The sequence below is a fragment of the Streptomyces luteireticuli genome (assembly GCF_041519305.1).
In the GTDB taxonomy this organism is placed as follows: Bacteria; Actinomycetota; Actinomycetes; order Streptomycetales; family Streptomycetaceae; genus Streptomyces; species Streptomyces luteireticuli.
On record NZ_CP167927.1, the window covers coordinates 788,633 to 812,168 of the forward strand.

The following is a 23,536-nucleotide window of genomic DNA, read 5'->3' on the forward strand; positions in this document are numbered from 1 at the left end:
ATCCGTGCTTCATGCGCGACAGACTGATCTCCTGGCTGAGCTCCTGGGACCGTTCCTTGTTCGAACAGGTTGCCGTGCGGCACTGGCCCGGCGGGGACCGGGTGCTGCCCCGGCTGTCGCGCAGTGCCGACCACGGGCTGCTGTGGTTCGCGGTGGCCGGCGGTGCCGCGCTGGCGGGCGGGCCGGGCGGCGGGCGGGCGGCGCTGCGCGGGGTGGCCTCGCTGGCGCTGGCGTCCGCGACGGTCAACACGCTGGGCAAGCGGACGGTGCGGCGCAGGCGTCCGGTACGGGACGCGGTGCCGCTGATCCGGCAGTTGGGCAAGCAGCCGTTCACCACGTCCTTCCCCTCGGGCCATTCCGCCTCGGCGGTGGCCTTCGTCACCGGGATGGCGCTGGAGAAGCCGTCCCTGGGGGGGCTGCTGGCTCCGCTCGCCTTCTCCGTCTGCTTCTCCCGCGTCTACACCGGGGTGCACTACCCGGGCGACGTGCTGGCCGGTGCGGCGCTGGGCGCGGGTGCCGCCCTGGTCCTGCGCGGTCTGGCGCCCGTCCGGGCCTGGCATGCCCCGCCGGCCCGGCCGCGCGCGGACGCCCCCGCGCTGCCGGACGGCCTGGGCCTGGTCGTGGTGGCCAGCGCCACCGCGGGGCAGCGGCTGACGGCCCGCGACGACCCCGGGGCCGCGGTGCGCGCCGAACTGCCGCTGGCCGAGGTGGTCGTCTGCGCGCCGGAGGACTCCCTCCCGGACGTCCTGGAGGAGGCCGCCCGGCGGGCTGCCGAACTGGGCGGCGCGCTGGGTGTGTTCGGCGGTGACGGGACCGCCAACGCCGCCGCGGGCGTCGCCGTACGGCACCGGGTGCCGCTCGCGGTGCTGCCCGGCGGCACGTACAACCACTTCGCCCACGACCTGGGCATCGGGACGGTGGCGGACGCCGCCCGGGCGGTGCGGGCGGGCCAGGCGGTCACGGTGGACCTGGGCCGCTTCGGCGACGACGGTCTCTTCATCAACACGTTCAGCATCGGCGCGTACCCGGAGCTGGTACGCGTCCGGGAGCGCTGGGCCCCTCGTCTCGGCGCCTTTCCCGCCGGGGTGGCCGCCGCCGTGCACGTCCTGCGCACCGCCGAACCGGTACGGCTGCGGGTCGACGGCCGGCGCCGGCGGGTGTGGATGCTGTTCGCCGGGAACTGCGCCTATCGCGGCCCCGGCCCCGCCCCGGTGGGCCGTCACGGCCTGGCGGACGGCGTCCTGGACGTACGGATGATCCTCTCCGGCCGTCCGGCCCGTACCCGGCTGCTGGCCGCCGCCCTCACGGGAGTGGTCAAGCACTCCCCCGTCCTGCGGGCCTCCCGGGTGCACCGTCTGCGCATCGACGGCATCGCCCCCGGTACGCATCTGGCGTTCGACGGCGAGATCGCCCCGGCACCGCCGTCGGTGACGCTCACCAAGGAGAGGGGTGCGCTGGTCGTCTACCGTCCGCGATGAGGCATGCGCGATGAGGCTGCGGCGTTCATCGCCCCTCCTCGGGGCCGGGGAAGACGACCCGGATGGTCAGCCCGCCGCCCGGGTTCGCCTCGGCGTCGGTCCGGGCGTGGTGGGCGTGGGCGATGGAGGCGACGATGGACAGGCCGAGGCCGGCGCCCTCGCCGCGGGCGTGCCGGCGTTCCTCCAGGCGGCGGAAGGGCTCGAAGAGGTACGGGACGGTCTCCGGCGGCACGTGGGGGCCGCTGTTGTCGACCTCCAGGGCCCGGCCGTGCACGCCGACGGTGACGTGGCCGCCGTCGTGGTTGTAGCGCAGGGCGTTGCCGACGAGGTTGCGCACGAGATGCGTCAGCAGCACCGGGTCGCCCCGCACGGTCATGGGTGCGGTCCGGGCTTGGACGGTGATGCCGTGGTCGCGGGCCTGCCGCGAGGCGGCGTACTCGGCGGTCACGGTGCGGACGAGTTCGTCCAGGGCGACCGGTTCGCGGTGGTCCAGGCCCTGGTCGGAGACGGAGAGCAGCAGCAGGCCCTCGATGAGCCGTTCACTGCTGTCGGCGACCTCGATCAGCTTGCGGCGGATGCGTGCGACGGCCTCCGGGTCGGAGGTGGCCAGGCCGATCTCCGCCGCGGCCCGTTGCACGGCCAGCGACGTGCGCAGCTCGTGCGCGGCGTTGGCGGCGAACCGCTTCTGCGCGCCGACGAGATGCTCCATGCGGTCGAGCATGTCGTCGAAGGTGTCGGCGAGTTGCTTGAGCTCGCCCGCGGGGGCGTCGAGGGCGATGCGCTCGTGGAGGTTCTCCCCGGACAGCCGCCGGGCGGTGCGGGTGATCACCCCGACGGGGCGCAGCACCCGCCCGGCCATCCACCAGGCGAGCGCGACCGAAATGATCGCGAAGGCGGCCAGAGTGACCAGGGAGATGGTCAACAGCCGGTTCTGGGTGGCCTGTTCGGCGGCTCGCGTGAACACCTTGACGGCCGCCAGTGCCTCTTGGTCGCGCTGGACGGGGACGGGGCCCGGAGAGGCGGGGCCAGCGGTGGGGAGGGGGCTGGAGTGCCCGGGGGCGACGTCCGGGTTCCGTGCCACCGCCGAGGTGATGGTGGTGTACAGGCCCTGGGACACAAGGAAGTTGATCAGGCCGATGAGCATGGCTCCGGCCAGGACCAGCAGTCCGCCGTAGAGCATCGTCAGCCGGGCGCGCTCGCCGCCGGGCAGCCTCACGCGTCGTGCGCGGGGTGCGGAGGGCCGGTTCACGCGGCTCCGCCGATGCGGTATCCGTGGCCCGGCACGGTGTCGATGACCGGGGGTTCGCCGAGTTTGGTGCGGAGTTTGCTGAGGGTGACCCGGACGGCGTTGGTGCGGTAGCTGGTGTTCTCCTCCCAGACCTGCTCGATCAGGTCGTCGCCGCTGACGACGGCGCCCTCGGCGCGCATCAGCACTTCCAGCACCCCGAACTCCTTGCGCGACAGTGCGAGGTAGCGGCCGTCCCGGAAGGCCTGCCGACGGGCCGTGTCCAGGGCGATGCCGGCCCGTTCGATGACGGGTGGCAGGGCGGGCCGGGCACGGCGGCCCAGGGCCAGTACGCGGGCGAGCAGTTCCTCGTAGGCGAAGGGCTTGGAGAGGTAGTCGTCCGCCCCCAGGCCGAGGCCCTCGACCCGCTCGCGCACGGAGTCGGCGGCGGTGAGCATCAGCACCCTCGTCAGCAGGCGTGCCTCGACCACGCGGCGGCACACCTCGTCGCCGTGCAGGCCGGGGAGGTCGCGGTCGAGGACGAGGACGTCGTAGTCGCCCAGGCGCAGCCGTTCCAGCGCTTGCAGGCCGTCGTGCGCGACATCGACGGCCAGGGCGTCGCGCCGCAGCCCTTCGGCGATCATCTCCGCCAGGAATTCCTCGTCCTCCACGACCAGCACGCGCATGGCATCCACGTATACCCGAGAGCCGCCTTTCGTCGGTGTAAACGTCTTCCTTGAGAGAAACGAAACACGGGCGTGTACCAGCCTCCGTGCCGTCGGCCACCGGCTCTCGGATACGGAGGAATTCCATGGGGAACGTCAGGTACGGCGTGACGGCTGCGCTCGTCACGGGAATGGCGTTGTTCGCCGTCGGCTGCACCGGAGATGGTGCGGATTCCGGCAAGGGTGGCAGCGCGCAGGGCTCGGACGTGTCCGGCAAGGGAAAGGAGGAGGACGACGCCTACAAATACCGTCAGTGCCTGCGGGACAACGGGGTGAAGGTGGACGAGCCCAAGGAGGGCCAGGCCGCGGGCATCCAGGTGAGGGACGAGAAGGCGTTCAAGAAGGCGAAGGAAGCCTGCAAGGACCTGCCCGGTGCCGGCAAGGAATTGAGCGCGGAAGAGCAGCAGAAGGCCCTCGACAAGTCCATCAAGTTCGCCCGGTGCATGCGCGAGCAGGGTGTCGACATGCCGGACCCGGAGCTCAAGGACGGCAACCTGACCGCGAAGGCGGGAGGCGGCCCCGACATGCCCAAGGGGAAGATGGAGAAGGCTATGAAGGCGTGCAATGACAAGCTCGGGGAGTGAGCGCAGGCGCCCTGCCAGGAAGCTCGTGATTGCCTCGCTGGTCGTGGCGGGTGCACTGGTGGGCGGGGCGGCCGTCGTCTCGGTGAGCGGTGACGACGGCAAGAGCCAGGAGCGACGCACGGACGGGCTGCCGCAGAAGACCGACACGGTCAGGCACCAGGACCTGAGCAGCCGCACCCAGGTGGACGGAACCCTCGGTTATTCCAAGGAGCGCAAGCTCAACGGCGGGGCACAGGGTACGGTCACCTGGCTCCCGGACACCGGCGCGGTGATCGGGCAGAACGAGGCGCTCTACGAGGCCGACGGCAGCAAGGTCTGGCTGCTGTACGGCGAGCGGCCCATGTACCGGAAGCTGAAGACCGGGGACAAGGGGCCGGACGTCCGGCAGCTGAAGCAGAATCTGCGCGACCTCGGCCACGGCTCGGCCCTGACCGTGGACGAGAAGTTCACCTCCGGTACGGCACAGGCGCTCAAGCGCTGGCAGAAGTCCCACGGTCTGAAGCAGACCGGTGAGACGGGCCCGGACCAGATCGCCTTCGCGTCGGGTTCGGTGCGGGTCAAGAAGAAGGACGCGGCCGTCGGCGACCAGGCGGCTCCCGGTCGCCCGGTGCTGACGGTCACCGGGGCCGAGCGCGAGGTGCAGATCAGGCTCGACGTCGCCGATGCCGGGCTGGCCGAGCCCGGCACCCGGGTGGAGATCACCCTCCCCGGCGGCGGCAAGGCCGCGGGAAAGGTCGCCTCCGTCGACCGCAGCGGCGGTTCGGACGAGAAGGACAAGGACCAGGGCGGCGGCGGGAAGGACGACTCCGCCAAGGTCACCGCACGAGTGACCTTCGCCGACCCGGCCGAGGCCAAGGGCATCGACCAGGCCCCGGTCACCGTGGACCTCAAGGGCGAGACGCACGAGAACGTGCTGACCGTCCCCGTCAACGCGCTGCTCGCCCTGCCCTCCGGCGGCTTCGGCATCCAGGTCGTGGAGAACGGCAGGGCCCGTGAAATCCCCGTCAAGCTCGGCCTCTTCGGGCAGGGGCGGGTCGAGGTCGGCGGGTCCGGCCTCAAGGAAGGCATGAAGGTCGGAGTGCCCAGGACATGACAGCCGTCGTCGAACTGAACCAGGTCACCAAGGAGTACCCGGGCGGGGTCGCGGCGCTGCGCGGGGTGGACCTGCGCATCGAGCGCGGGGAGCTGCTCGCGATCGTGGGTCCGTCCGGATCGGGCAAGTCCACCCTCCTGCATATCGTGGGCACGCTGGACCGGCCGACCGCCGGCACCGTCGCCATCGCGGGCCACGACGTCGCGGCCCTCTCCGACCGCCGGCTGTCCGCCCTGCGCGCCCGGCACATCGGCTTCGTCTTCCAGTCCTTCCACCTCGTGTCCGGAGTCAGCGCCCGGGACAACGTCGCCGAGGGCCTGCTCTACTCCGGCCTCGCACGGGCCGAGCGGCGCAGGCGCGCGGCCGCGGCCCTGGAGCGCGTCGGGCTCGGCGACCGGATGCACCACCGCCCGCACGAACTGTCCGGCGGACAGCGACAGCGGGTGGCCATCGCCAGGGCGGTGGTGGGCGAGCCGGACCTGCTGCTGGCGGACGAGCCCACCGGCGCCCTGGACTCCGCCTCCGGAGAGGCCGTCCTGCAGTTGCTGCACGACCTCAACGCCGACGGCGCCACCATCGCGGTGATCACCCACGACGGGGAGATCGCCGGCGCCCTGCCGCGCCAGGTACGCATCCGCGACGGCCACATCGTCGAGGACACCCGCACGAAGCCGGGGGACGTACGGGCGGAGCCCGCGGAGGACATGGACACCGGATCGCCGGAGCCGGAAGGGGGCGAGGCACCGTGCCGAACGACCGACTGACCCCGGCCCGTCTCGGCCCCCGTGACGTGGCGCACGTCGGCTCGGCGGGACTGCGCTCCCGGCCGGTGCGGGTCGTGCTGTCCGCGCTGGGCATCGCCATCGGCATCGCCACGATGATCGCGGTGGTCGGCATCTCGGCCTCCAGCAAGGCCCAACTGCTCCAGCAGCTCGACGAGCTGGGCACCAACATGCTCAAGGTCGCCCCCGGCCAGGACATGTTCAGCGGCGAGAAGGCCAAACTGCCCAAGGAATCACCGGGCATGATCGGCCGCATCCCCGGCGTCGAGCACGTCGGTGCGACCGGAGATCTGAAACCGACGGTCCGGCGCAGCGAGAAGATCCCCGAGGGCGACACCGGCGGTCTCTCCGTGAAGGCCGCCGACGAGGGTCTGCTGAAGGCGCTGCGCGGTACGGTCGCCGCGGGCACCTGGTTCAACGGCGCGACCGGACGCTACCCCTCGGTGGTGCTCGGGAGCGTTGCCGCCGAACGCCTGGGCATCACCGCACCCGGTCAGCAAGTACTCATCGGCAAGCGGTACTTCACGGTCATCGGCGTCCTCGGCCCGCTGCCACTGGCGCCCGAGATCGAGCGGGCCGCACTGGTGGGGTGGCAGGCCGCGGGCACGCTGCTGGGCTTCGACGGCCACCCCACCCAGATCTACGAACGCTCCACGGACGCCTCCGTCGAGTCGGTCCGCACGCTCCTCGCGCGCACCGCCGACCCGCAGAACCCGCAGAACGTCCAGGTCTCCAACCCCTCCTCGGCCCTTCAGGCCAAGGTCGCGACCGAGGGCGCGTTCGACAGCCTGCTGCTCGGGCTGGGTGGTGTGGCGCTGCTGGTCGGCGGTGTCGGAGTGGCCAACACCATGATCATCTCGGTGCTGGAGCGCCGTCACGAGATCGGTCTGCGCCGTTCCCTGGGCGCCACCCGCGGACAGATCCGCATCCAGTTCGTCACCGAATCGCTGCTGCTGTCCGGGCTCGGCGGGCTGGCCGGCGTGGTGCTGGGCTCGGCGGCCACCTATGTGTTCGCCGTCTCGGGCGGCATGCCCTGGGTCGTCCCCCTGTGGGCCGTCGGCGGCGGCTTCGCCGCCACGCTGCTGATCGGGTCGGTGGCGGGACTGTACCCCGCGGTCCGCGCCGCCCGGCTCTCGCCGACCCTCGCCCTCCAGGCGGGCTAGAAAGCGGTCGCGGTCATGTCGTCCTGCTGGAGAGGAGTGCACCGGTCGCGACGAGGCACAGCCGCCTCCGGCCCGTCGGGCCGGGGGCGGCACGCGCGCTCTCCGGTCAGCTGTCGCCCCGCGGCGGTTCGTACATGAGACCGCTCGTGCGCAGGGTGTCGCAACACATCGCGGGCTCCAGCAAGTCCCCGTCCATCTCGGGGAGTTCCTGCAGTCCCAGGACCTGGTTCTCCATCATCCGTTTCCCTTCTCCTCGTCGACCATCCAGGAACGCGGGCCGCCGTGCCGGAGCCGCAGCAGGAAGTCCAATGCCCCGGCCAGCCCGACGCCGTAACTCGCGTGGAATTCGCGCAGGGTGTCGTCCGGGACCAGCAGCCGGCCGTCACGCCGGGCGGCCCGGACGAGCAGACAGGTGGCGGTGTCCGCCGCCCAGTGCCGATAGTGCTCCTCGCAGGTCGCCTCCGCCAGATCCAGCAGCAACTGGGCGTTCCCGGAGACGCCGTGGCAGTTCCCCGGGCCGAGCCGCCACCGGTCGTGGTGGACGGCGAGGGCGGCCCCTTCGGCGTATGTGCGGAAGAGCTGCTCGCCGGTCTCGCGCCACAGGCGTACCAGGAAGGTGCCGACGCCGGATGTGCCGTTGCACCAGAAGTTCATCGGGCGGTCGGCCTGCTCCGGACCCTTGGCCCAGCGGACCGTGCCGTCGGCCTCGCGGCGGGCCGCGCCGCACAGGGCGCGCCCGATCCCGGCCGCGATGTCGACGAGGTCCGGGCGGCGCAGGCAGCGGCCGGCGGCGAGCAGGAAGGCGGCGTGCCCGGCGGCTCCGTGGCCGAAGCCGTACAGGGACGGGCCGGTGAGGTCTACGCCCCGGGCCGTCCGCAGCAGCGCCGGCAGTCCGTCGGCGCACCGGGCCGCCCGCTCGGCGAACCGTTCGTCGGCGGTGACGCGCCACAGGTGCAGCTGGGCCAGGCCGGCGCCGGCCAGGCCGTGGCAGATGTCGTGCTGTTTCCCGTCGAGGGGGATGCGCAGCGCGAACTCCCGTGCCCGGTCGCCCAGGGCGGGGTCGTCGAGCGTGCGCGCCGCGTCGTGAAGGGCCCAGGCGGCGCCGGACCGGCCGAAGTACAGTCCGGGCAGGGCCCGTTCGGGTCCGGTGAGGCGCCGGTCCAGCCAGTCGGCGGCGGTGCGGAGCACTGGAAGGAGCTCCTTCCGCCCGGATCGCACCGCCCGGTCGAGGACGACGAGGACGCCGGCCGCGCCCAGTTGGACGTTGCAGGGGTCGCCTTCGGGGAGGCTGCGCGGCCGGGGCCACAGGTGGGTGGCGTCGGGATCGAGGGTGTCCGCGAGGAAGGCCAGTCCGTCGTCGGTCAGCCGCTCGGCGCCGTCGGGCACGGTCGCGGGCGGGACGAGGACGGACGTCGGCGGGACGGGGACGAGCACGGCCGCCGGCAGATCCTGCAGGAAGGCGGTGGCCTCGGCCGTCGTCCAGCGGCGGCCGGGCTCCGCGGTGAGGCCGAGGACGAGCGGGGCGAGGGCCCTCAAGGCGGGGCTCGCCGGGGCGGCGGCCGCGACGAGGGCGGCGATCCGGTCACCGGCCGGGCGCGGGGCGTCCGGCGAGTCGGGGGCGAGGACGGGGTTGATGCCGGTGACGGCATACAGCAGGGTGGCGCCCAAGCTGTAGTGGTCCACGTGGGGGCCGGGCGCGGGCGGGGGGTCGTCGGCGTCCCGCACGGGGGCGTCGAGGTACGCGGGGTCGGTGAAGCCCCGGGTGCCGGCGGGGTGGGCCCGTTCGTCCCGGTCGAGCGCGCACTCCAGATCGACGAGCACGGGCCGGGAGTCCGGCGTCATCATGACGTTGCCGGGCTTGAGGTCCCGGAGCACGAGTCCGGCGGCGTGCACCTCGTGGACGAGGCGGGTCAGGTCCCGGGCCAGCCGTCGGGCGGTGGCGGCCGGGATCCCGTCGCCCGCGGTGCGCGCGGGGTCGAGGGCCCAGCGCTGGAGGCTCGTGCCGTCGATGTGGTCCTCCACGAGGAAGAGGTGCCCGCCGGCCTCGACGATGCCGTGCACGGCCGGGGCGACCCCGCGCGGGGCGAGCCTGCGCAGGACGGCCTCCTCGTGGCGCAGCCAGTCCCTGGCGTCCCTCCCCTGTTCGTCGGCCGCGACGTGCGGTCTGGCCTCCTTGAGGACGACGTCCGTGCCGGCGCGGGTGTTCTGGGCCCGGTAGACGCCGCCGCGGTTGGAGTGGCGGATCGCCTCCCGGACGGCGTACCGGCCGCCGAGGAGCAACTGCCCCTCCGCCGCCCCTCGTTCGTCCGGAGGGAACGGCGGGACGGCCCATGGGGGCGGGGAGAACCAGGGGTTGCGCCGGTCGGGCACCAGACTCCCGTCGGGTGCCCGCAACCGGCCCTCGTAGAAGCCCTCTTCGTTGAGTTCGCGGGGCTGGGCGAAGCAGCCGTAGCGGTAGTGCACGAGGCTGCCCGGACGGTAGCGCCGGTCGGAGAGGATCGCCGGGCCCGCGAGCCCGAGGGTGGCCCGGTGCAGCTCTTCCGCGAGGGCCCGCAGCCGTTCGTCGTCGTCGGGGTAGGCGGTGAGGAACTTGCCCGACCGCGCCCGGTCGGCCCGTACGGCGACGAGTTCGGCCGTGATGCGCGGACCGGCGGCGAACTTGAAGGCGCAACCGTGCGCCACGAGCACGGCGGCCGCCCGTTCCAGCACCCGGCGGGCCGAGGCCGGCGTCGCCGACACGTGCAGCTTCCACCCCTGGTCCCGGAGCGTGCAGCGGGGCGGGGTGACCTCGCACCAGAACTCGCCGGTCCGTACCCGCCATGGGGGGTCGGCCGGTGCCGCCGCCCGTTCGAGAACCGTCTCGAGGATGCGCTGGTAGATGTGCGCCACGCGGACAGGATGACAGCGGGGAGTCCGGGGTGACAGATGCCGGCGTCGGGTACGTGGTGACCCACCGGGACGTCGGCGACCCGGCCGCCGGAGGAACGACGTCGGAACGCACCCGTCCGAACACATGCGGTGACTCCCGTGTTCCCGTTGAACGCGCGCACCGGTACCCCCGTTGCGATACTGAAAACATGCTCCAGTTGGGCCTGGAACCCCCCTCACGGTCATTCCCTCCACCTGGAAGGAGCCCGCCATGACGTCCCCATCCCAACCCCGCAGAGTCGGCCGTTACGGCTGGGTACGCGATCTCCCCGACGCCCGCGACCACCTCTACTCCGCCCCCCGTCTGGCGCTCGTCAACCCGCCGGTCAAAACCGACCTGCGCGACGCGCTCCCGCCCGTCTACGACCAGGGCCAGATCGGCAGCTGCACCGCCAACGCCATCAGCGGTGCCTTCCAGTTCGAGCTGATGCGGCAGGCCCTGCCGTCCTTCAACCCCTCCCGTCTGTTCGTCTACTACAACGAGCGGGCGATGGAAGGCCATGTGCACTCGGACTCCGGTGCCCAGATCCGTGACGGGGTCAAGAGCGTCGCGACGCTCGGCGTCTGCCCGGAGGACGAGTGGCCCTACGACGACACTCCGGCGCTCACGGACGGCGGGCCCTTCCCGCCAGGATCACGTGCCGGTGAGAAGCCCTCGCCCGCCTGTTACACGGACGCGCTGAAGAGCAGGGCCACCGCCTACCTGCGGGTCATGCAGGACATCGATCACCTCAAGGGCTGTCTGGCCAGCGGCTTCCCGTTCGTCTTCGGCTTCACGGTCTATGCCAGCTTCGAGAGCCAGCAGGTCGCCCAGACCGGCAACGCCGACCTGCCCACCCCGAGCGACGAGGTCGTCGGCGGACACGCCGTCATGGCCGCAGGTTACGACGACGGCACCCAGCGCTTCCTGGTGCGCAATTCCTGGGGCAGCGGCTGGGGTCAGGGCGGCTACTTCACGCTCCCCTACGCGTATGTGACCGAGCCGGGTCTCGCGAACGACTTCTGGACCATCCGCCTGGTCACCTGATCCGCGGCCGCCTGCGCGGGGAACCTCGGCCGGACCGCCCGGCCGGCCGGACCGCCTTGTCCGGCCGGCCGTCGTCGCTGCATGGCAACTCCGCCCGCCGGGATGCCGCCCCCTCGGCGCAAGGCCGAGGCGGGTGACCGGGCCCGGCCGGGCAAGCACGCCCGTCTCACCCGCCACCCCTCCCCGCCCCCAACCGCCGTACCCCCGGCGCCAGCAGCGCCGCCGCCGTCGCCAGGACGACCACGTCCGCGCACGCCAGCAGGGCGACGTCCGCCCCGGCCGCCGCGGCGAGCGGACCGGCCGCGTAGAGCCCCACCGGCGCGAACGCCAGTGAGCCGAACCAGTCGTAGGAGCTCACCCGCGACAAGGCGGCCGCCGGCACCTCCCGTTGGAGGGTGGTCGCCCACAGCACCCCGAACACGTCCCCCGACACCCCGGCGAGGAACGCCGCCGCGACGGTCTGCCAGAGGGGCGCGTGCAGGCCCAGCAGCAGCATCGGTGCCGCCGCCGGGAAGGTGGCCAGTACCGCGACGAGCATCGGGCGCCGTGGGCGCAGCCGTGCCGCCAGGGCCGCCCCCACGATCGTGCCCACCGCCTGTGCCGCCACCACCGTGGACCAGGCCCGGGCCCCGCCCGGGCCGTGTCCGCTCATCAGCGGGCCGAGCACGCCGGTCTCCGCGCTCACCGCCGCCACGACGAACGTGTACTGCAGCACCACCACCCACAGCCACTGGCGTGACGCGAACTCCCGCCAGCCGTCCCGCATGTCGCTCCATCCCGAGCCTCCGCCTGTCCGTGGCGGACGCGGTGTGCGGATGCGGATGCCCGCGATCAGTCCGGCTCCGGCGAGGAACGAGAGCGCGTTGATCGCCAGTGCCCACCCCGCGCCCACCAGGGAGACCACCACGCCCGACAGCGCCAGCCCCAGCAGCATGGCGGTGTTCATGCCCATGCGCAGCACCGCGTTCGCCTCCGTCAGCCGGCCCGCGGGCACGATCTCGGGGACCACGGCCGTCATCGCCGGGGCGAACAGCGCGGTCGCCAGCCCCGCCACCGTGGCCAGTCCGGCGAGTGCGGCCACGGGTGCGTGCCCGGTCAGCGTCATCGCCGCGAGCCCCGCGTAGGCGGCGGCGCCGGTCAGCTCCGCGGCGGCCAGCAGCCGGACGCGGGGGATCCGGTCGGCTATCACCCCGCCCACGAGGACGAACAGCAGTTGGGGGAGCGCCTGGCAGGCCAGGACCAGGGACAGTTCACCGGGCGTCGTCCCGGGCAGCCCCAGGACGGCGAAGGACAGTGCGACGCGCGCGAAGCCGTTGCCCAGCACGGAGACGGTGCGGGCCCAGGAGAGGAGGACGAAGTTGCGGTCCCGCAGCAGCGACGGGGGACCCGTGGGGGCCGCGGAGGGCAGGGACCGGAGGGAGGAGCCGTTCACGCCGTCAAGTGTCCGGTGGGGCAAGGGGAATGCCGCATCGAATACCGCCGCCGGAGGACCCTTTCAAGGTGGCCGGTAAATACCTGCAGGAACCGGATTTTCCGGAGATACACTCGACCACCGCATGCCCTCGGAGGACGGCTGCTCTCGGCGACGCCGAGCCTGCCGGAAGGACGGAAGCGGGCCCATGACGCCACACAGGCGAGCTGTTCTGGACAACGCGATCGCCCACTACTACGACCGGATCCAGTCGGCGCTCGACCACGTCCGCGAGCACGGCACGGGCGGCGACGGCACGCCGGAGCAGCGTCTTCCGCAACTCGACGGTGCCACACGGGAGTTCTTCTCCGTCTCCGGTCTCTCCTCCACCCTCCTCGGCACGCACCACGGCGTGCGGCTCGTCCTCCTCGATCTCATGCGCAACCCGGGCACCCGCACCACCAAGACCTTCGCCTCCCTGGTCATCGTGGCGCGCGCCGTGCGCCACATCCGCGGGACGGGGGAACGGCTGATGCTCCTCACCCCGTCGTCGGCGAACAAGGCCACCGCCCTGCGCGACGCGGTGCTGCGCGCCGTCGACGCCGGTCTCGTCACCCGGGACCAGCTGCGCATCGCCTGCGTCGTCCCCGAGGAGTCCGTCGCCAAGGTGTGGCACTCCCGCCTGGCCGCCGATCCCGGGCTGCGCGAGCGCAACCCCGTCGTCGTGCACGACGGCCCCGGCGCCGCCGTGAAGGCCCTGGCGCAGGAGGGCGCCGAAACCTGTGCGGAGGAGCTCCGGCGGGTGGCCGGAGTGCGTATCTGGCATACGCTCGACCTCGACAACTACCGTGCCGCGGACACCGTACGGGCCTTCTACGAGGCCGAGTTCCTCCCCGCTCCCGACGGGAGGGTCCGCTGGCACGCGCACGCCGTCTCCAGCGCCTTCGGGCTGTTCGGCCATCACCTGGGCGTCCGGCTCCTCGCCGCGGAGCCGGGCGCACGGGACGACCCGCCCGGCTATCTCCTCGTCCAGCACCTGAGGACCCCGGACATGGTGCAGGACCTGCGCTCCGGCAGCGCATCGCCGCCCTACCGCCGGCACCCGGTGAGCGGCCTGTTCGTCCAGAGCGCCGACCCGGCGTTCCCCGCGGCCGCCTTCGACCCCCGCGAGAGCATCGACCCCACCTTCTATACGGAGCGGCCGGCCACGGCGCCGCGGATGAGCGCGCTGATCCGGGAGCAGGGGGGCGGCGGCATCGTGGTCTCCCTCCACGAGTGCCTCGTCCGCTACGCACAGGTCCGCGCCCTGGTGGCGCGGGCGGATGTGCAACTGCCCGCAGATCCCAGGACGTTGCGGGAATGGTCGCTGGTGATGGTGGTGACCGGCACGCTGCTCGCCGTCGAGCGCGGGCTGGTCCGCGCCGACGAGGTCGTCCTGCACGGCTCCGGCTCGTACGACGCCGACGACTACACCCCGCTGCCCTCCGAGGCCCTCCGGCCCGCCGGGCAGTTGGCCACTCTGGCCGACGTGCTGCACAAGGCCGCGGGCGTCCAGGACACGTGAGGCGGCCGGATGCGCACGGGAGTCGTCATCCTTCCCGAACACCCGTGGCCCGAGGCCCGGGAGATCTGGCAGGGCGCCGAGGAGGCGGGCTTCGACCACGCCTGGACCTACGACCACCTGACCTGGCGGTCGCTGCGCGACGCACCGTGGTTCGGCTCGGTCCCGCTGCTGGCCGCCGTCGCCGCGGTCACCCGCCGGATCCGCATCGGCCCCCTGGTGGCCACCCCGAACTTCCGCCATCCGGCCGTCCTGGCCAAGGAGTTGATGACGCTCGACCACATCGCGGGCGGCCGTGTCACCGCGGGGATCGGCGCGGGCGCCGAGGGCTTCGACGCGCGGGCGCTGGGCGGTCCCGCGCTGCCGCCGGGCGCACGCACCCGCCGCTTCGAGGAGTTCGTCACGCTCCTCGACCGCCTGCTCCGGCACCCCGCCACCGACCACGAGGGCCCGTTCTACACCGCCCGCGCCGCCCGCACGGTGCCCGGCTGTGTGCAGCGGCCGCGGATCCCCTTCGCGGTCGCGGCGACCGGGCCGCGCGGCATGCGGCTGGCGGCGCGGTACGGGCGGGCCTGGGTCACCGCGGGCGATCCGGCCCGGCCGGGAGAACTGTCCGACCCCGAGGCGCTGTTGGCCCGGCAGACCCGCGCCCTGGACGAGGCCTGCGCGCGGGCGGTCCGGGACCCCGCGAGCCTGGACCGCATCGTCCTCGGCAGCCGCCTGGTCCCCGGCCTGACCGAATCGGCCGACCGTCTGACCGCCTTCGCCGCCGACTGCGCGGCGCTGGGCTTCACCGACCTCGTCCTCCACCGCCCCCGCCCGTCCGGGGTGTTCGCCGGACGGGCCAGGACGTTCGACGCGGTCGTCGCGGCCGCCCTGCCGCACCTCGCACGGCTCCGGCCGGCGCACGACGGGAACGGAGGCACCGCCGATGGCGACGGACCCCGATGACGGCCCCGATGACGGCCCCGACGACGACTACGGCGGGACGTTCGGCGACGTCTACGACGACTGGTACTCCCTGGACTTCGACGACGGCGCGACGGCCGTCGAGGTCCTGGCCCGCTACGGGCGTGACGGCGGCGCCCTCGAACTGGGCGTCGGCACCGGCCGCATCGCCATCCCCCTCGCCGCGCGCGGCGTCGCCGTCCACGGCGTCGACACCTCGCCGGACATGCTGCGACGGCTGCGCGCCAAACCCGGCGCGGAGCTCGTCCGCACCGAGCTCGCCGACATGGCCGACTGCGACCTCGGCCGCCGCTTCGCGCTCGTCTACTCCGTCTTCAACAGCCTCTTCTGCGTGCCCGACCAGCGGCGCCAGACCGCCTGCTTCGCCGTCGCCGCCCGCCATCTGGCCGGACCCGGCGGGCGCTTCGTCGTCGACCACCAGATCCCCGACGCCGTGGGCAGCGGCTCCTCCGTCCGCCATCTGCACACCGGGCCGGACCGCTTCCGCTTCTCCCTGGTCCACTGCGACCCGGTGTCCCAGATCATGGAACGGCAGACCATGGTCGTCGAGAACGGCGGCGTCACCCCGTACCGGTCGGTCATCCGCTACCTGTGGCCGTCCGAGATGGATCTGATGGCCGCGGCCGCCGGACTGACCCTGGAGGACCGCTGGCCGGGCTGGCGGGGCGGCACCGTACGCCCCGATACCCGGCGCTGCGTCTCCGTCTACCGGCCCGTCGCCCCGGGGACGCCGTGAACTCCCCGGCGCCGCCCCGCGCCCCGCTGCCCTTCCGCCCCGCCCTGCACGCCCGGTACGCCTGGGACACCGACCCCCGCCTGGCCCCCGTCCGCTGCCGCTGGGACGGCGCCCGCAGCCGCCACCGCCCCGTGCGCGCCCGCTCGTTGCCCGCCGGTCCCGTGCGGCTGAGCTATGCGGGGCTGCACGAAGGCCCGCGCCACATCCTGGAGTTCCTGCGGCAGCGGGGCGTCCCCACCACGGCGGCCGGCACCGGCGACGCGCCCGCCGACATCCTGCTGCGCGGCACGACGGCCCGGTCCGTGCCCGCGCTGCCCCCGGCCACGCTCCTCCTGCCCTTCCGGGTGCGCCTCGTCGTCCCGGTCGGCGAGGGCGCCGAGGCGCTGCGCGCGCGGATCTCCCGGCGGGAGCGGCGCGGCTTCGCCGCCCGCCGCGGGGAGCGGGGCTGGACCTGGGAACAGGCCACCGACCCCGGGGCGTTCGACCACTTCTACGAGCGGATGCACCTGCCGACCATGCGCCGCCGGCACGGCGGCGCGACCCGCAGCCTCCCGCCCGGTCTCGCCTACGAATGCCTCTTCCGGCGCGGGGCGCTGTTCTTCGTCGTCGAGAACGGCACCCGGGTCGCCGGGGTGCTGTGCGCCCGCCCGGCCCGCTCCCGGACCCTGACCATGCGGCTGCTCGGCGTCCTCGACGGGGCCGAGGAGCACTACGCGAGCGGCGCCGCCAGGGCGCTCACGCACTTCGCCCTGGAGTGGGCCCGCACCCACGGGATGACGCACGTCGATCTCTCGGGCTGCGAGCCGTTCCTCAGCAAGGGCATCTTCCAGTTCAAGCAGCGCTTCCACCCCGAATGCCGGCTGCCCGCCGACCACTTCGGCGGCAAGCGGCTCGTCCTGCGCGTCGTGCGCGACACCCCGGGCGTGCGGGACTTCCTCGTGGCCAACCCCGTCGTCTCCCTCGCGGCGGGCGGCTTCGAGGCCCTGTACTTCCACGACGCGGACCGGCCGCCCCGCACCGACCTGGCCTGGCAGTGCCCCGGCATCCTGCGCGCCCGGCAGCTCGGCCTGGACGCCTTCCTGCACACGGTTCCCCGATGACGATCCATCACCCATGGTTCGGCACCGACGAGTTGCCGCCCCCCGCCCGGATCGGACCCGAGGAGCTCCGGCGGACCTTCGTGCACGCGATGCGCGACGTGGGCTTCGACGGCGGACAGGTCGCCACTCGTCCGCTGACCGTGCCGGCCGCCTCGGCCGCCGAACTCTACTCCGCCTCGGCCCGGTTGCTGGCCCTCCTGCGCAAGGCGCTCCTCGCCGCCGGACCCGGCCGCGCGGAGCGCATGGCCGCACTGGCGGTGGACGAGACCCTGCACCCGCTGTTCACCGACGACTTCACCGAGGAGCGCCACTGCGCCTGCATGGCCCGCCCGGACGCGGTGATCGGCCCCGACGGGCCGCGGTTCCTGGAGGTCAACGTGGGCGGCGCGGTCGGCGGCGCCGTGCACACCCACGTCCTCACCCGCACCTGGCGCCGTCTGCACGCCGACGGCGGGCGGGTCCCCTTTCGCGGCCACTCCCTCTTCGCCGAGCGCAGGCGGCTCTTCGAGGCCGTCTGCGCCGAGCTGGGTGCCGAGCGCGGCGTCGCGCTGCTCGGCACCGTCCGCGACCTGCCGGGCGTGCAGGGCACCCGCTACTTCGACCTGGAGGTGGAGCACCTGCGCCGGCACGGCTTCGCCGCCGAGTTCTTCGAACCCGAGGACCTGCACCACGGCCACGGCCCCGACGGCCGCTTCCGGTACCCCGTCGGCCTGCGGCACTTCACCGTCGCCGAGTGGCGGCACCACGGCATCGACCTCGCCCCGGTGCGCCGCGCCCTCGACTCCGGATGCCTCCTCCTCGCCCCGCAGACCGCCTATCTCGTCTCCAACAAGAAGGTCCTCGGCTGGGTTTCGGAGAGACGGCCCTGGATGACCGGTGCGGAACGGGAGTTCGTCCACCGGTATCTGCCGTGGACCCGGGTCACCGGGGACCGCGCGGTCGTCTGGCGCGGCCGCCGGTACGGCCTGGGCGAACTGCTGCTGCGCAGGCGGGAGTCGTTCGTACTGAAGAAGGCCGTGGGGATGTGCGGCGACGGCGTGCTCCTGGGTCCGTTCACCGACCCCGCCGTCTGGGCCGACGCCGTCGGGCGGGCGGTGCGGGAGGAGGACAGCGTCGCACAGGAATACGTCGAACCCGGCCGCTGTGCGTCCGGGCTCACGGACGGCACGGAGGCGGGAACGCGCTCCACGACCATCGCCCCGCTCCTCGGCCCGTACATCGTCGCCGGACGGCCCGCCGGCTGCCTCGTGCGCTACTTCGCCTCCGGCGAGAGCGGGATCGTCAGCATGTACGGGCACGGGGCGCTGATCAATGTGCTGGTCGGTTCCTGAAAAGGAACGGTCTTTGCCCTGATATTGCGTGCATTTCAAGGTATTCACAGGTTTGTATTCATACAACCGCTCCTACGTCTCATCCTACCGGGGGGCTCAGAGGCGATCTCCTGTCAATCAGCGGGATTCCTGCACCAGGATCCTCCACGTACCGATCGGCGCTTCCGGGCGGAACAGCCCGGAGCGCCCCGAACAAGGAGGAATGACATGGGACAGGACATGATGCGCCGTCTCGCCGCTGTCGCCGCTTCGGCGGTGCTGCTGTCGGGGGCCGCCGCGATGGCCGGGGGGCAGGCGTTCGCCGCCCCGGCCGGCGGGCACCCGGTGAAGGCCGACCACGTCCACGTCGTCGAGAAGCACGATCACAAGAAGGCCGATCCCAAGAAGGCCGAACGCCGGGAGTGGGACCGGGGCATGGACAAGAAGAAGGACAAGTGGGACCACAAGCACCACTGTTGGACCCGCTGGGACGCCCAGTCCCGCGGCTACGCCAAGTGGGACGAGGCGCGCCACTGCTGGACCCGTGCGTACCACGGCCACCTGCAGAAGTGGGACACCAAGCACCACTGCTGGAAGTGACACCCGGCTGAGGGGCCACTGACCACGGCCCCTCACAGGCCCGTTGGCGTCCGCCTTTCGGGGCGGGCGCGGGCGGGCCACACGACGGGAAGGGCCGTGACCGGGGAACCCGTGACGTCCGGGGCGCAGCGACGGGCCACGGGGGCGGGCCGGTACGCGGCCGGGCGGCGCACGGCCCGGTCGGCGTCGGCGTCGCGGTAGAGGTCCTGGGCGTCCTTGCCGTAGAAGGGGGAAAAGGAGACCCCGTCGGAATTGGCGTCGTTCCCACCGCCGTTGTAGCCGCCGATGTTGCCGATGATCCTCCCGGTGCGGGTGGCGGGGTCGTAGCCGGAGATCCAGGGCCCGCCGGAGACGCCTCCGTAGAAGCCGCCGCAGAACATCCGCATCTGGTGGAAGCCCTTGAGGCGGCTGGTGCGCACATCGCAACGGACGGGCCGGCGGCGGGCGGTGGGGCTCCCCGTCGCGGGATAGCCGACGACGGTGACGTCGTTGTCGTAGCGCGGGGTGCGGCCGAAGGTCAGGGCGCCGGTGCGGCTCTCGACGGCGCTCCCGCCGTTCGGTGCGACTCTCACGAAGGCGAGGTCCAGATCGGACGCCGCCCCTTTGGTGTTGGCCCGGTAGCGGGGGTCGACGTAGAGGGCGGTCACCGGGAAGACCCCGTACGGCTGGCCCCCGGCGGCCGCGCCGTCGTGGTACTCGGGGACGAAGACCGCGTGCCGCGCCCCGGACAGCCCGATGGCGCAGTGTCCCGCGGTGAGGACCAGGTTCCGTCCGGCGCTGTGGACCACGCTCCCCGAGCAGTAGGTCGTCCGCCCGCCCAGGTGCGCGCCGTCGAAGAAGAACGTACCGACCATGGGCAGTCCGTCGAAGCGCCGGGCCGGCCGGGGCGGTGCGGCGACCGGGGTCAGGGCGGTCCCCGGCGCGGGCCGGGCCGCCGGGTCGCGGAGGAGGGCGGTGACGGGGACGGCCTCGGCCATCCGCCGTGCCGTCCAGTACGCCTGTTCCTGTCGCCTGCGGTCCTGCTCCGGCCCGGTGGCGGAGGCCGTGTTCCCGGCTCCGAGCAGCGCGGCGCACAGGGCCAGCGCCAGGGCTATGACCGATCGCGGACGAACCCGCACAATGCCTCCCGATGAAGAGGAAAGCCCAACTCCTGCGGATGTAGGGCCTGTTGTCCGACACGCACCGACTTCAACGCGTGGCGGCCACCGGAGGACACGGAAGGGGAGCGTTCCTCTTGCCGTCGCGGATGCGCCGTTCCGTCCCGCTCCCGGCGGGGGCGCGTCGGAGCGGGCGCCCCGGCCCACCTGTTTCTCCCGTCGCACGGCGGCCGTCGGGCCGGGTGAGCAGGTCGCGAGCTGCTGGCGACCCTGAAGTCCTCAGTCAGTCCTCAGCACTCGGCGTCGTGGTTGCTCCCGAAGTCGGGCACGTCGGCGGACAGCAGGTGTTCGGCGCCGCCTTCGAGAGCCTTGGCCGTCTCGGTGGAGCGGGGAAGCATGGTCCTCTCGTAGGCGCGGATCGCGTCGGCGACGGTGGCGGCGTTCGCGAGAGCGAGGGCGATTTCGCCGGCGTCGAGCATGGCGAGGTTGACGCCGACGCCGAGCGGGGGCATGAGGTGGGCGGCATCTCCGAGCAGGGTCACCGTCGGGTTGTGTTCCCAGGTGTGCGGGACCGGGAGGGCGAAGATCGGGCGGTTGACGTAGGGGCCGTCGTTTTCGGTGATCATCCGGCGCATGCGGGGCGACCAGTGGGCGTACTCGCCCAGGAGCAGGGCGCGGATGCCGTCCGTGTCCTCGGCTGTCAGGCCGCTCGTGCTGATCCAGTCGACCGGGACCCGTTGGATGATGTAGACGCGGATATGGTCTCCGCTGTTGCGCTGGGCGAACAGGCCGCGCTCGCCGTCGGCTGCGTGGGCGCTGCCCTGGCCGACCAGCTCGGCCAGGTCCGGGTGCCGGTTCTCGACGTCCGAGAACCATGCTTCCAGGACGCCCACCCCGGTGTACTCGGGGACGGCGGGGGACACGGCCGGGCGGACGCGGGAGGAGGCACCGTCGGCGCCGATGACCAGATCGGTGTGGATGGTCGTGCCGTCGGTGAAGTGCAACTGCCGCGGACCGTCGTCGGGTCCACCGATCGTGTCGATGGCGCGGCCCCAGTGCACGGTTCCCGGCTGCAGGGAGTCGAGTAGCAGGTTGCGCAGCTGGCCACGGTCGATTTCCGGCTTGAAGAGTTCGTCGGGCGCCGGGACTTCATGGGACGTGATCGTGCCGGTCGGGTCCATCCGGCGCATTTCCTGCCCTTCGGGGCGGGCGAGCCGGAAGAACTCGTCGAGCAGCCCGGCTTCGCGCAGGGCGATCTGGCCGTTGTCGGCGTGCAGGTCGAGGGTGCCGCCCTGGTTGCGAGCGTCGGGGCCCCGGTCGCGGTCGTAGACGGTGACCGCTATGCCGTGCTGCTGAAGGATGCGGGCGCAAGTCAGTCCGCCGGGGCCGGCGCCGATGATGCTGATGCGTGCCCGGGCAGGTTCTGGGGAGTTCATGGTTTTCCCATTCAGTCGGCGAAGGGCGAAGAGGGGCGAGCAGGTCGGGCGTTGCCGATCTCGGCACCGGATATGCCACGCAGAGAGGCCTCTTGGATGAACAGGTCGGCGCGGTGCAGACGATGGCCAGGTGTCCATAAAATCAGAGCGAGTAGAAAAGTGCAACGACTCTACTTAGCGACTGACTCGACTATCGAGTACGCTCCAGCCATGACCATGCCCTCTGCCGGCCGCCGCGACCGCAAGAAGGCGGCCACCCGGCAGGCGATCGCCGACGCCGCGCTGCAACTCTTCCTGGAGCGCGGCTACGACCAGGTGAGCATCCGCGACATCGCCGACGCCGCCGACGTGTCGACCGCTACGGTGTTCAAGCACTTCAGCGGCAAGGAAGCGCTGGTATTCGACCAGGACGAAGACCGGGAGTCACAGTTGATCGCCGCGGTGCGGCAGCGCCCCTCCGGTCAGAGCATCCTCGACGCCCTTCGACACCACATCCTGGACACCTGGCCGTCGATCGAGGCACACCCCCAGGCGGCGGAGTTCACCAACCTGGTGAACTCCACGCCGGTGCTGAGCGCCTACGCCGAACGCATGTGGACCCGGCACACCGACAGCCTCGGCGCAGCCATCGCCGACGAGTTCGGCGTGGACCACGACAACCTCACATGTGTGGCTCTGGCCCGATTCGTACTCGAGATCCCGGTGCTCGCTCGCGGCCGACAGGACCGCCGGGCCGCCATCGAGGCAGTCTTCGACATCCTCACCCACGGCTGGGAACCGCCGAGCAAGCCGCCCGCACCGTAGCACCTGGGCCGTTTCCTGGGGCTGCCTTCGACCAGCCTCGGCTTGCCCCGCTACGCGTTTCGGTCGCACCCACCCCCTGCCCGGCAAAGGAGAACTGACGCCACGTCACTCCTGCGCGGCAAGCACCTCATTCTGATCCCAGCCTTTAGCCACCGCTCCAGCAGCTTCACCACGCCCGGCCGCACCACCCGCGAGGACGCCAGATGCTCACAGGTCAGGCGGATGACTTTGTCCACGAGAACGGACGGCAGATGTTCACCACTTCGGGAGGCGTCACTGCCCGCCTCTGTTCGATTGCGGCCGCGCCGAAGAGCGAGGACCGGCACCTTTGCCAGTCGGCTAGAAGAGACCCGTGCGCATGTGGTGCATGAGGTTCTCCAGGATCTCGCGCAGCCACGGGCTGCGGACGGTCGGCAACCGGACCAGCGTGTGCTGAAAAGTTCCCGGGTCGGCCCGGAACAGGTGGTGGGGACTCGGCGCGGGCGGGTCGTCGCGGAGCACGCCGTCCGGCATGGTTCCTGACATGGGGAGGTGGAGGTGTTGCTCGGGGAAGGCCATCCACATCCACACCCCGAACGGCAGCGGCACCGGGTACGCCGATGCCGTCGGGCCGGCCGGGCTCCAGAGTTCCCCCGTCTGTGGGTGGGTCGGCACGATGACTATGTCGACGTCCGTATCGGGGGCTGGCAGTCCGGGTCCGGCCAGGATGGCGCGCCGCGCCGGCTGGACCGCGGGCAGCAGGGCGTTGAGGGTGCGTTGGAACACTTCCGCGACCAGGCCGTGCGGGACAGTCACCGGCCGACCGCCCGAGGCGGCCAGCAGGTGGGCCAGGGCCCGGCCGGCTGCCGCCTCCCATTGCGGGCTCCATGACCACCAGTGGTCCAGTCCGAGCAGCGAACCCCATCTGGTGATCGGCACGCTCGGGGGCGTGGCCTGCCCCTCCGCCAGGAGTTCCGCCCAGGAGAGGATTGCGGTGTCGGCGTCGACGCGGAGACGGTGCACGGCGTCCGGCGCGAGCCAGACCGCCTGCCAGAGTGAGCAGTCGTCGATGCGGTTCGCCACGGGCAGGCCGCACGCCTCGCAAGCCATGTTGGGGCCGTCACCCCAGTCGAGGCCGCAGCAGTAGCCGCCGGCTCGCTCAGGAACGAGCACGGTGCCTCGGGTGTCCCCGGGGGCGATGACGACGGTGCCGGGTGGGCCGTCGGACAGGGCGTGGACCGGAGCGTGGATGCCTCGGGCTGCCGCCTCGTCCGGATCGATCTCCTCCCACCTCCGCCACGGGTGCCCCCAGGGCTCTGGTTCGACGGCGAACGTGCCCGACTCCATGAGAACCGGGAGCTGAATCCCGTTCCCGTACTCCTGATGGGCGTGGGCCGGGAGCTCTACCTGGGACAGCGGAGTGGTCAGCCGGGCGCCACACCCAGCACACACGAAAACGAACAAATATCCTCCGATAGGGAAACGAAGGGCATCCTCGCAGCTCCGCGGCGGACCGGCCAACGTGTTT

The 23,536-nt window shown here is 72.6% G+C and carries 21 protein-coding genes; 13 read left to right on the top strand and 8 right to left on the bottom strand.

Translation table 11 applies throughout. The features are described from left to right. Window positions 1-11: 11 nt before the first annotated feature. The gene (locus AB8735_RS03415; protein WP_372405264.1) at window positions 12-1,478 is read left to right on the top strand and encodes a bifunctional phosphatase PAP2/diacylglycerol kinase family protein; all 1,467 of its coding nucleotides are present in this window, start codon (window positions 12-14) and stop codon (window positions 1,476-1,478) included. Between the two features lie 25 nt (window positions 1,479-1,503). Here the strand turns inward: AB8735_RS03415 and AB8735_RS03420 are convergent, their stop codons facing one another. Further along, window positions 1,504-2,658, bottom strand: a complete 1,155-nt coding sequence (locus tag AB8735_RS03420) for a sensor histidine kinase (protein WP_372411765.1) — start codon at window positions 2,656-2,658, stop codon at window positions 1,504-1,506. A 65-nt stretch (window positions 2,659-2,723) separates the two neighbouring features. Further along, window positions 2,724-3,389 carry a response regulator transcription factor gene (locus AB8735_RS03425; RefSeq protein WP_344027339.1) on the bottom strand — a complete coding sequence of 222 codons (666 nt, stop codon included), beginning with the start codon at window positions 3,387-3,389 and terminating at the stop codon, window positions 2,724-2,726. A 125-nt stretch (window positions 3,390-3,514) separates the two neighbouring features. Between AB8735_RS03425 and AB8735_RS03430 the strand changes: the two genes are divergently transcribed. The 4 genes from AB8735_RS03430 to AB8735_RS03445 are packed head-to-tail and all read left to right on the top strand — an operon-like array spanning window position 3,515 to window position 7,050. Continuing rightward, a complete protein-coding gene (locus tag AB8735_RS03430; protein WP_372405265.1) occupies window positions 3,515-4,012 on the top strand; it encodes a hypothetical protein in 498 nt (165 codons plus the stop codon). A gap of 25 nt (window positions 4,013-4,037) precedes the next feature. Further along, window positions 4,038-5,105 (top strand): peptidoglycan-binding protein, encoded by a 1,068-nt coding sequence (locus tag AB8735_RS03435; RefSeq protein WP_372405266.1) that lies wholly within the window; start codon window positions 4,038-4,040, stop codon window positions 5,103-5,105. After that, window positions 5,102-5,869, top strand: a complete 768-nt coding sequence (locus AB8735_RS03440; RefSeq protein ID WP_344026956.1) for an ABC transporter ATP-binding protein — start codon at window positions 5,102-5,104, stop codon at window positions 5,867-5,869. The genes AB8735_RS03435 and AB8735_RS03440 overlap by 4 nt, the downstream gene beginning before the upstream one ends. Continuing rightward, complete coding sequence (locus AB8735_RS03445; RefSeq protein ID WP_372405268.1) at window positions 5,851-7,050, top strand: ABC transporter permease; 1,200 nt, start codon at window positions 5,851-5,853, stop codon at window positions 7,048-7,050. The genes AB8735_RS03440 and AB8735_RS03445 overlap by 19 nt, the downstream gene beginning before the upstream one ends. 106 nt (window positions 7,051-7,156) lie before the next feature. Here the strand turns inward: AB8735_RS03445 and AB8735_RS03450 are convergent, their stop codons facing one another. Together AB8735_RS03450 and lanL are read right to left on the bottom strand one after the other, a co-directional pair. Beyond that, window positions 7,157-7,288, bottom strand: coding sequence for a hypothetical protein (locus AB8735_RS03450; RefSeq protein ID WP_372405270.1), 132 nt, complete (start codon window positions 7,286-7,288; stop codon window positions 7,157-7,159). Next, window positions 7,285-9,939 (bottom strand): class IV lanthionine synthetase LanL, encoded by a 2,655-nt coding sequence (lanL, locus tag AB8735_RS03455; protein ID WP_372405272.1) that lies wholly within the window; start codon window positions 9,937-9,939, stop codon window positions 7,285-7,287. Before lanL ends, AB8735_RS03450 begins: the two co-directional genes overlap by 4 nt. Window positions 9,940-10,189: 250 nt before the next feature. Here lanL and AB8735_RS03460 point away from each other — a divergent pair, with 250 nt between their 5' ends. Further along, window positions 10,190-11,005, top strand: coding sequence for a C1 family peptidase (locus tag AB8735_RS03460; protein WP_344026964.1), 816 nt, complete (start codon window positions 10,190-10,192; stop codon window positions 11,003-11,005). Window positions 11,006-11,171: 166 nt separating this feature from the next. Here AB8735_RS03460 and AB8735_RS03465 read toward each other — a convergent pair whose 3' ends face one another. After that, window positions 11,172-12,437, bottom strand: coding sequence for an MFS transporter (locus tag AB8735_RS03465; protein ID WP_372405274.1), 1,266 nt, complete (start codon window positions 12,435-12,437; stop codon window positions 11,172-11,174). Window positions 12,438-12,624: 187 nt separating this feature from the next. On the opposite strand from AB8735_RS03465, the gene AB8735_RS03470 reads away from it, so the two are divergent. The 6 genes from AB8735_RS03470 to AB8735_RS03495 all read left to right on the top strand — a co-directional run bounded on the left by AB8735_RS03470 (window position 12,625) and on the right by AB8735_RS03495 (window position 18,692). Next, complete coding sequence (locus AB8735_RS03470) at window positions 12,625-13,980, top strand: DUF6002 family protein (RefSeq protein ID WP_372405275.1); 1,356 nt, start codon at window positions 12,625-12,627, stop codon at window positions 13,978-13,980. Window positions 13,981-13,989: 9 nt separating this feature from the next. Then, window positions 13,990-14,928, top strand: a complete 939-nt coding sequence (locus tag AB8735_RS03475; protein ID WP_344026970.1) for an LLM class flavin-dependent oxidoreductase — start codon at window positions 13,990-13,992, stop codon at window positions 14,926-14,928. Beyond that, window positions 14,909-15,682, top strand: a complete 774-nt coding sequence (locus tag AB8735_RS03480) for a trans-aconitate 2-methyltransferase (protein WP_372405277.1) — start codon at window positions 14,909-14,911, stop codon at window positions 15,680-15,682. Before AB8735_RS03475 ends, AB8735_RS03480 begins: the two co-directional genes overlap by 20 nt. Next, window positions 15,679-16,782 (top strand): hypothetical protein, encoded by a 1,104-nt coding sequence (locus AB8735_RS03485; RefSeq protein ID WP_372405279.1) that lies wholly within the window; start codon window positions 15,679-15,681, stop codon window positions 16,780-16,782. Before AB8735_RS03480 ends, AB8735_RS03485 begins: the two co-directional genes overlap by 4 nt. Continuing rightward, window positions 16,779-18,113 (top strand): hypothetical protein, encoded by a 1,335-nt coding sequence (locus AB8735_RS03490; RefSeq protein WP_372405280.1) that lies wholly within the window; start codon window positions 16,779-16,781, stop codon window positions 18,111-18,113. The genes AB8735_RS03485 and AB8735_RS03490 overlap by 4 nt, the downstream gene beginning before the upstream one ends. Window positions 18,114-18,320: 207 nt before the next feature. Then, complete coding sequence (locus tag AB8735_RS03495) at window positions 18,321-18,692, top strand: hypothetical protein (protein WP_372405282.1); 372 nt, start codon at window positions 18,321-18,323, stop codon at window positions 18,690-18,692. A 32-nt stretch (window positions 18,693-18,724) separates the two neighbouring features. Here AB8735_RS03495 and AB8735_RS03500 read toward each other — a convergent pair whose 3' ends face one another. Together AB8735_RS03500 and AB8735_RS03505 are read right to left on the bottom strand one after the other, a co-directional pair. Beyond that, complete coding sequence (locus AB8735_RS03500; RefSeq protein WP_372405284.1) at window positions 18,725-19,810, bottom strand: serine protease; 1,086 nt, start codon at window positions 19,808-19,810, stop codon at window positions 18,725-18,727. A gap of 269 nt (window positions 19,811-20,079) precedes the next feature. Then, on the bottom strand, window positions 20,080-21,225 hold the full coding sequence (locus tag AB8735_RS03505) for an FAD-dependent oxidoreductase (RefSeq protein WP_372405285.1): 1,146 nt from the start codon (window positions 21,223-21,225) through the stop codon (window positions 20,080-20,082). 210 nt (window positions 21,226-21,435) lie between these two features. On the opposite strand from AB8735_RS03505, the gene AB8735_RS03510 reads away from it, so the two are divergent. Beyond that, entirely contained in the window at window positions 21,436-22,029 is a 594-nt protein-coding gene (locus AB8735_RS03510; RefSeq protein WP_372405286.1) for a TetR/AcrR family transcriptional regulator, read from the top strand. A gap of 339 nt (window positions 22,030-22,368) precedes the next feature. Here AB8735_RS03510 and AB8735_RS03515 read toward each other — a convergent pair whose 3' ends face one another. Next, on the bottom strand, window positions 22,369-23,472 hold the full coding sequence (locus AB8735_RS03515; protein WP_372405288.1) for a hypothetical protein: 1,104 nt from the start codon (window positions 23,470-23,472) through the stop codon (window positions 22,369-22,371). Between the last annotated feature and the right edge of the window lie 64 nt (window positions 23,473-23,536).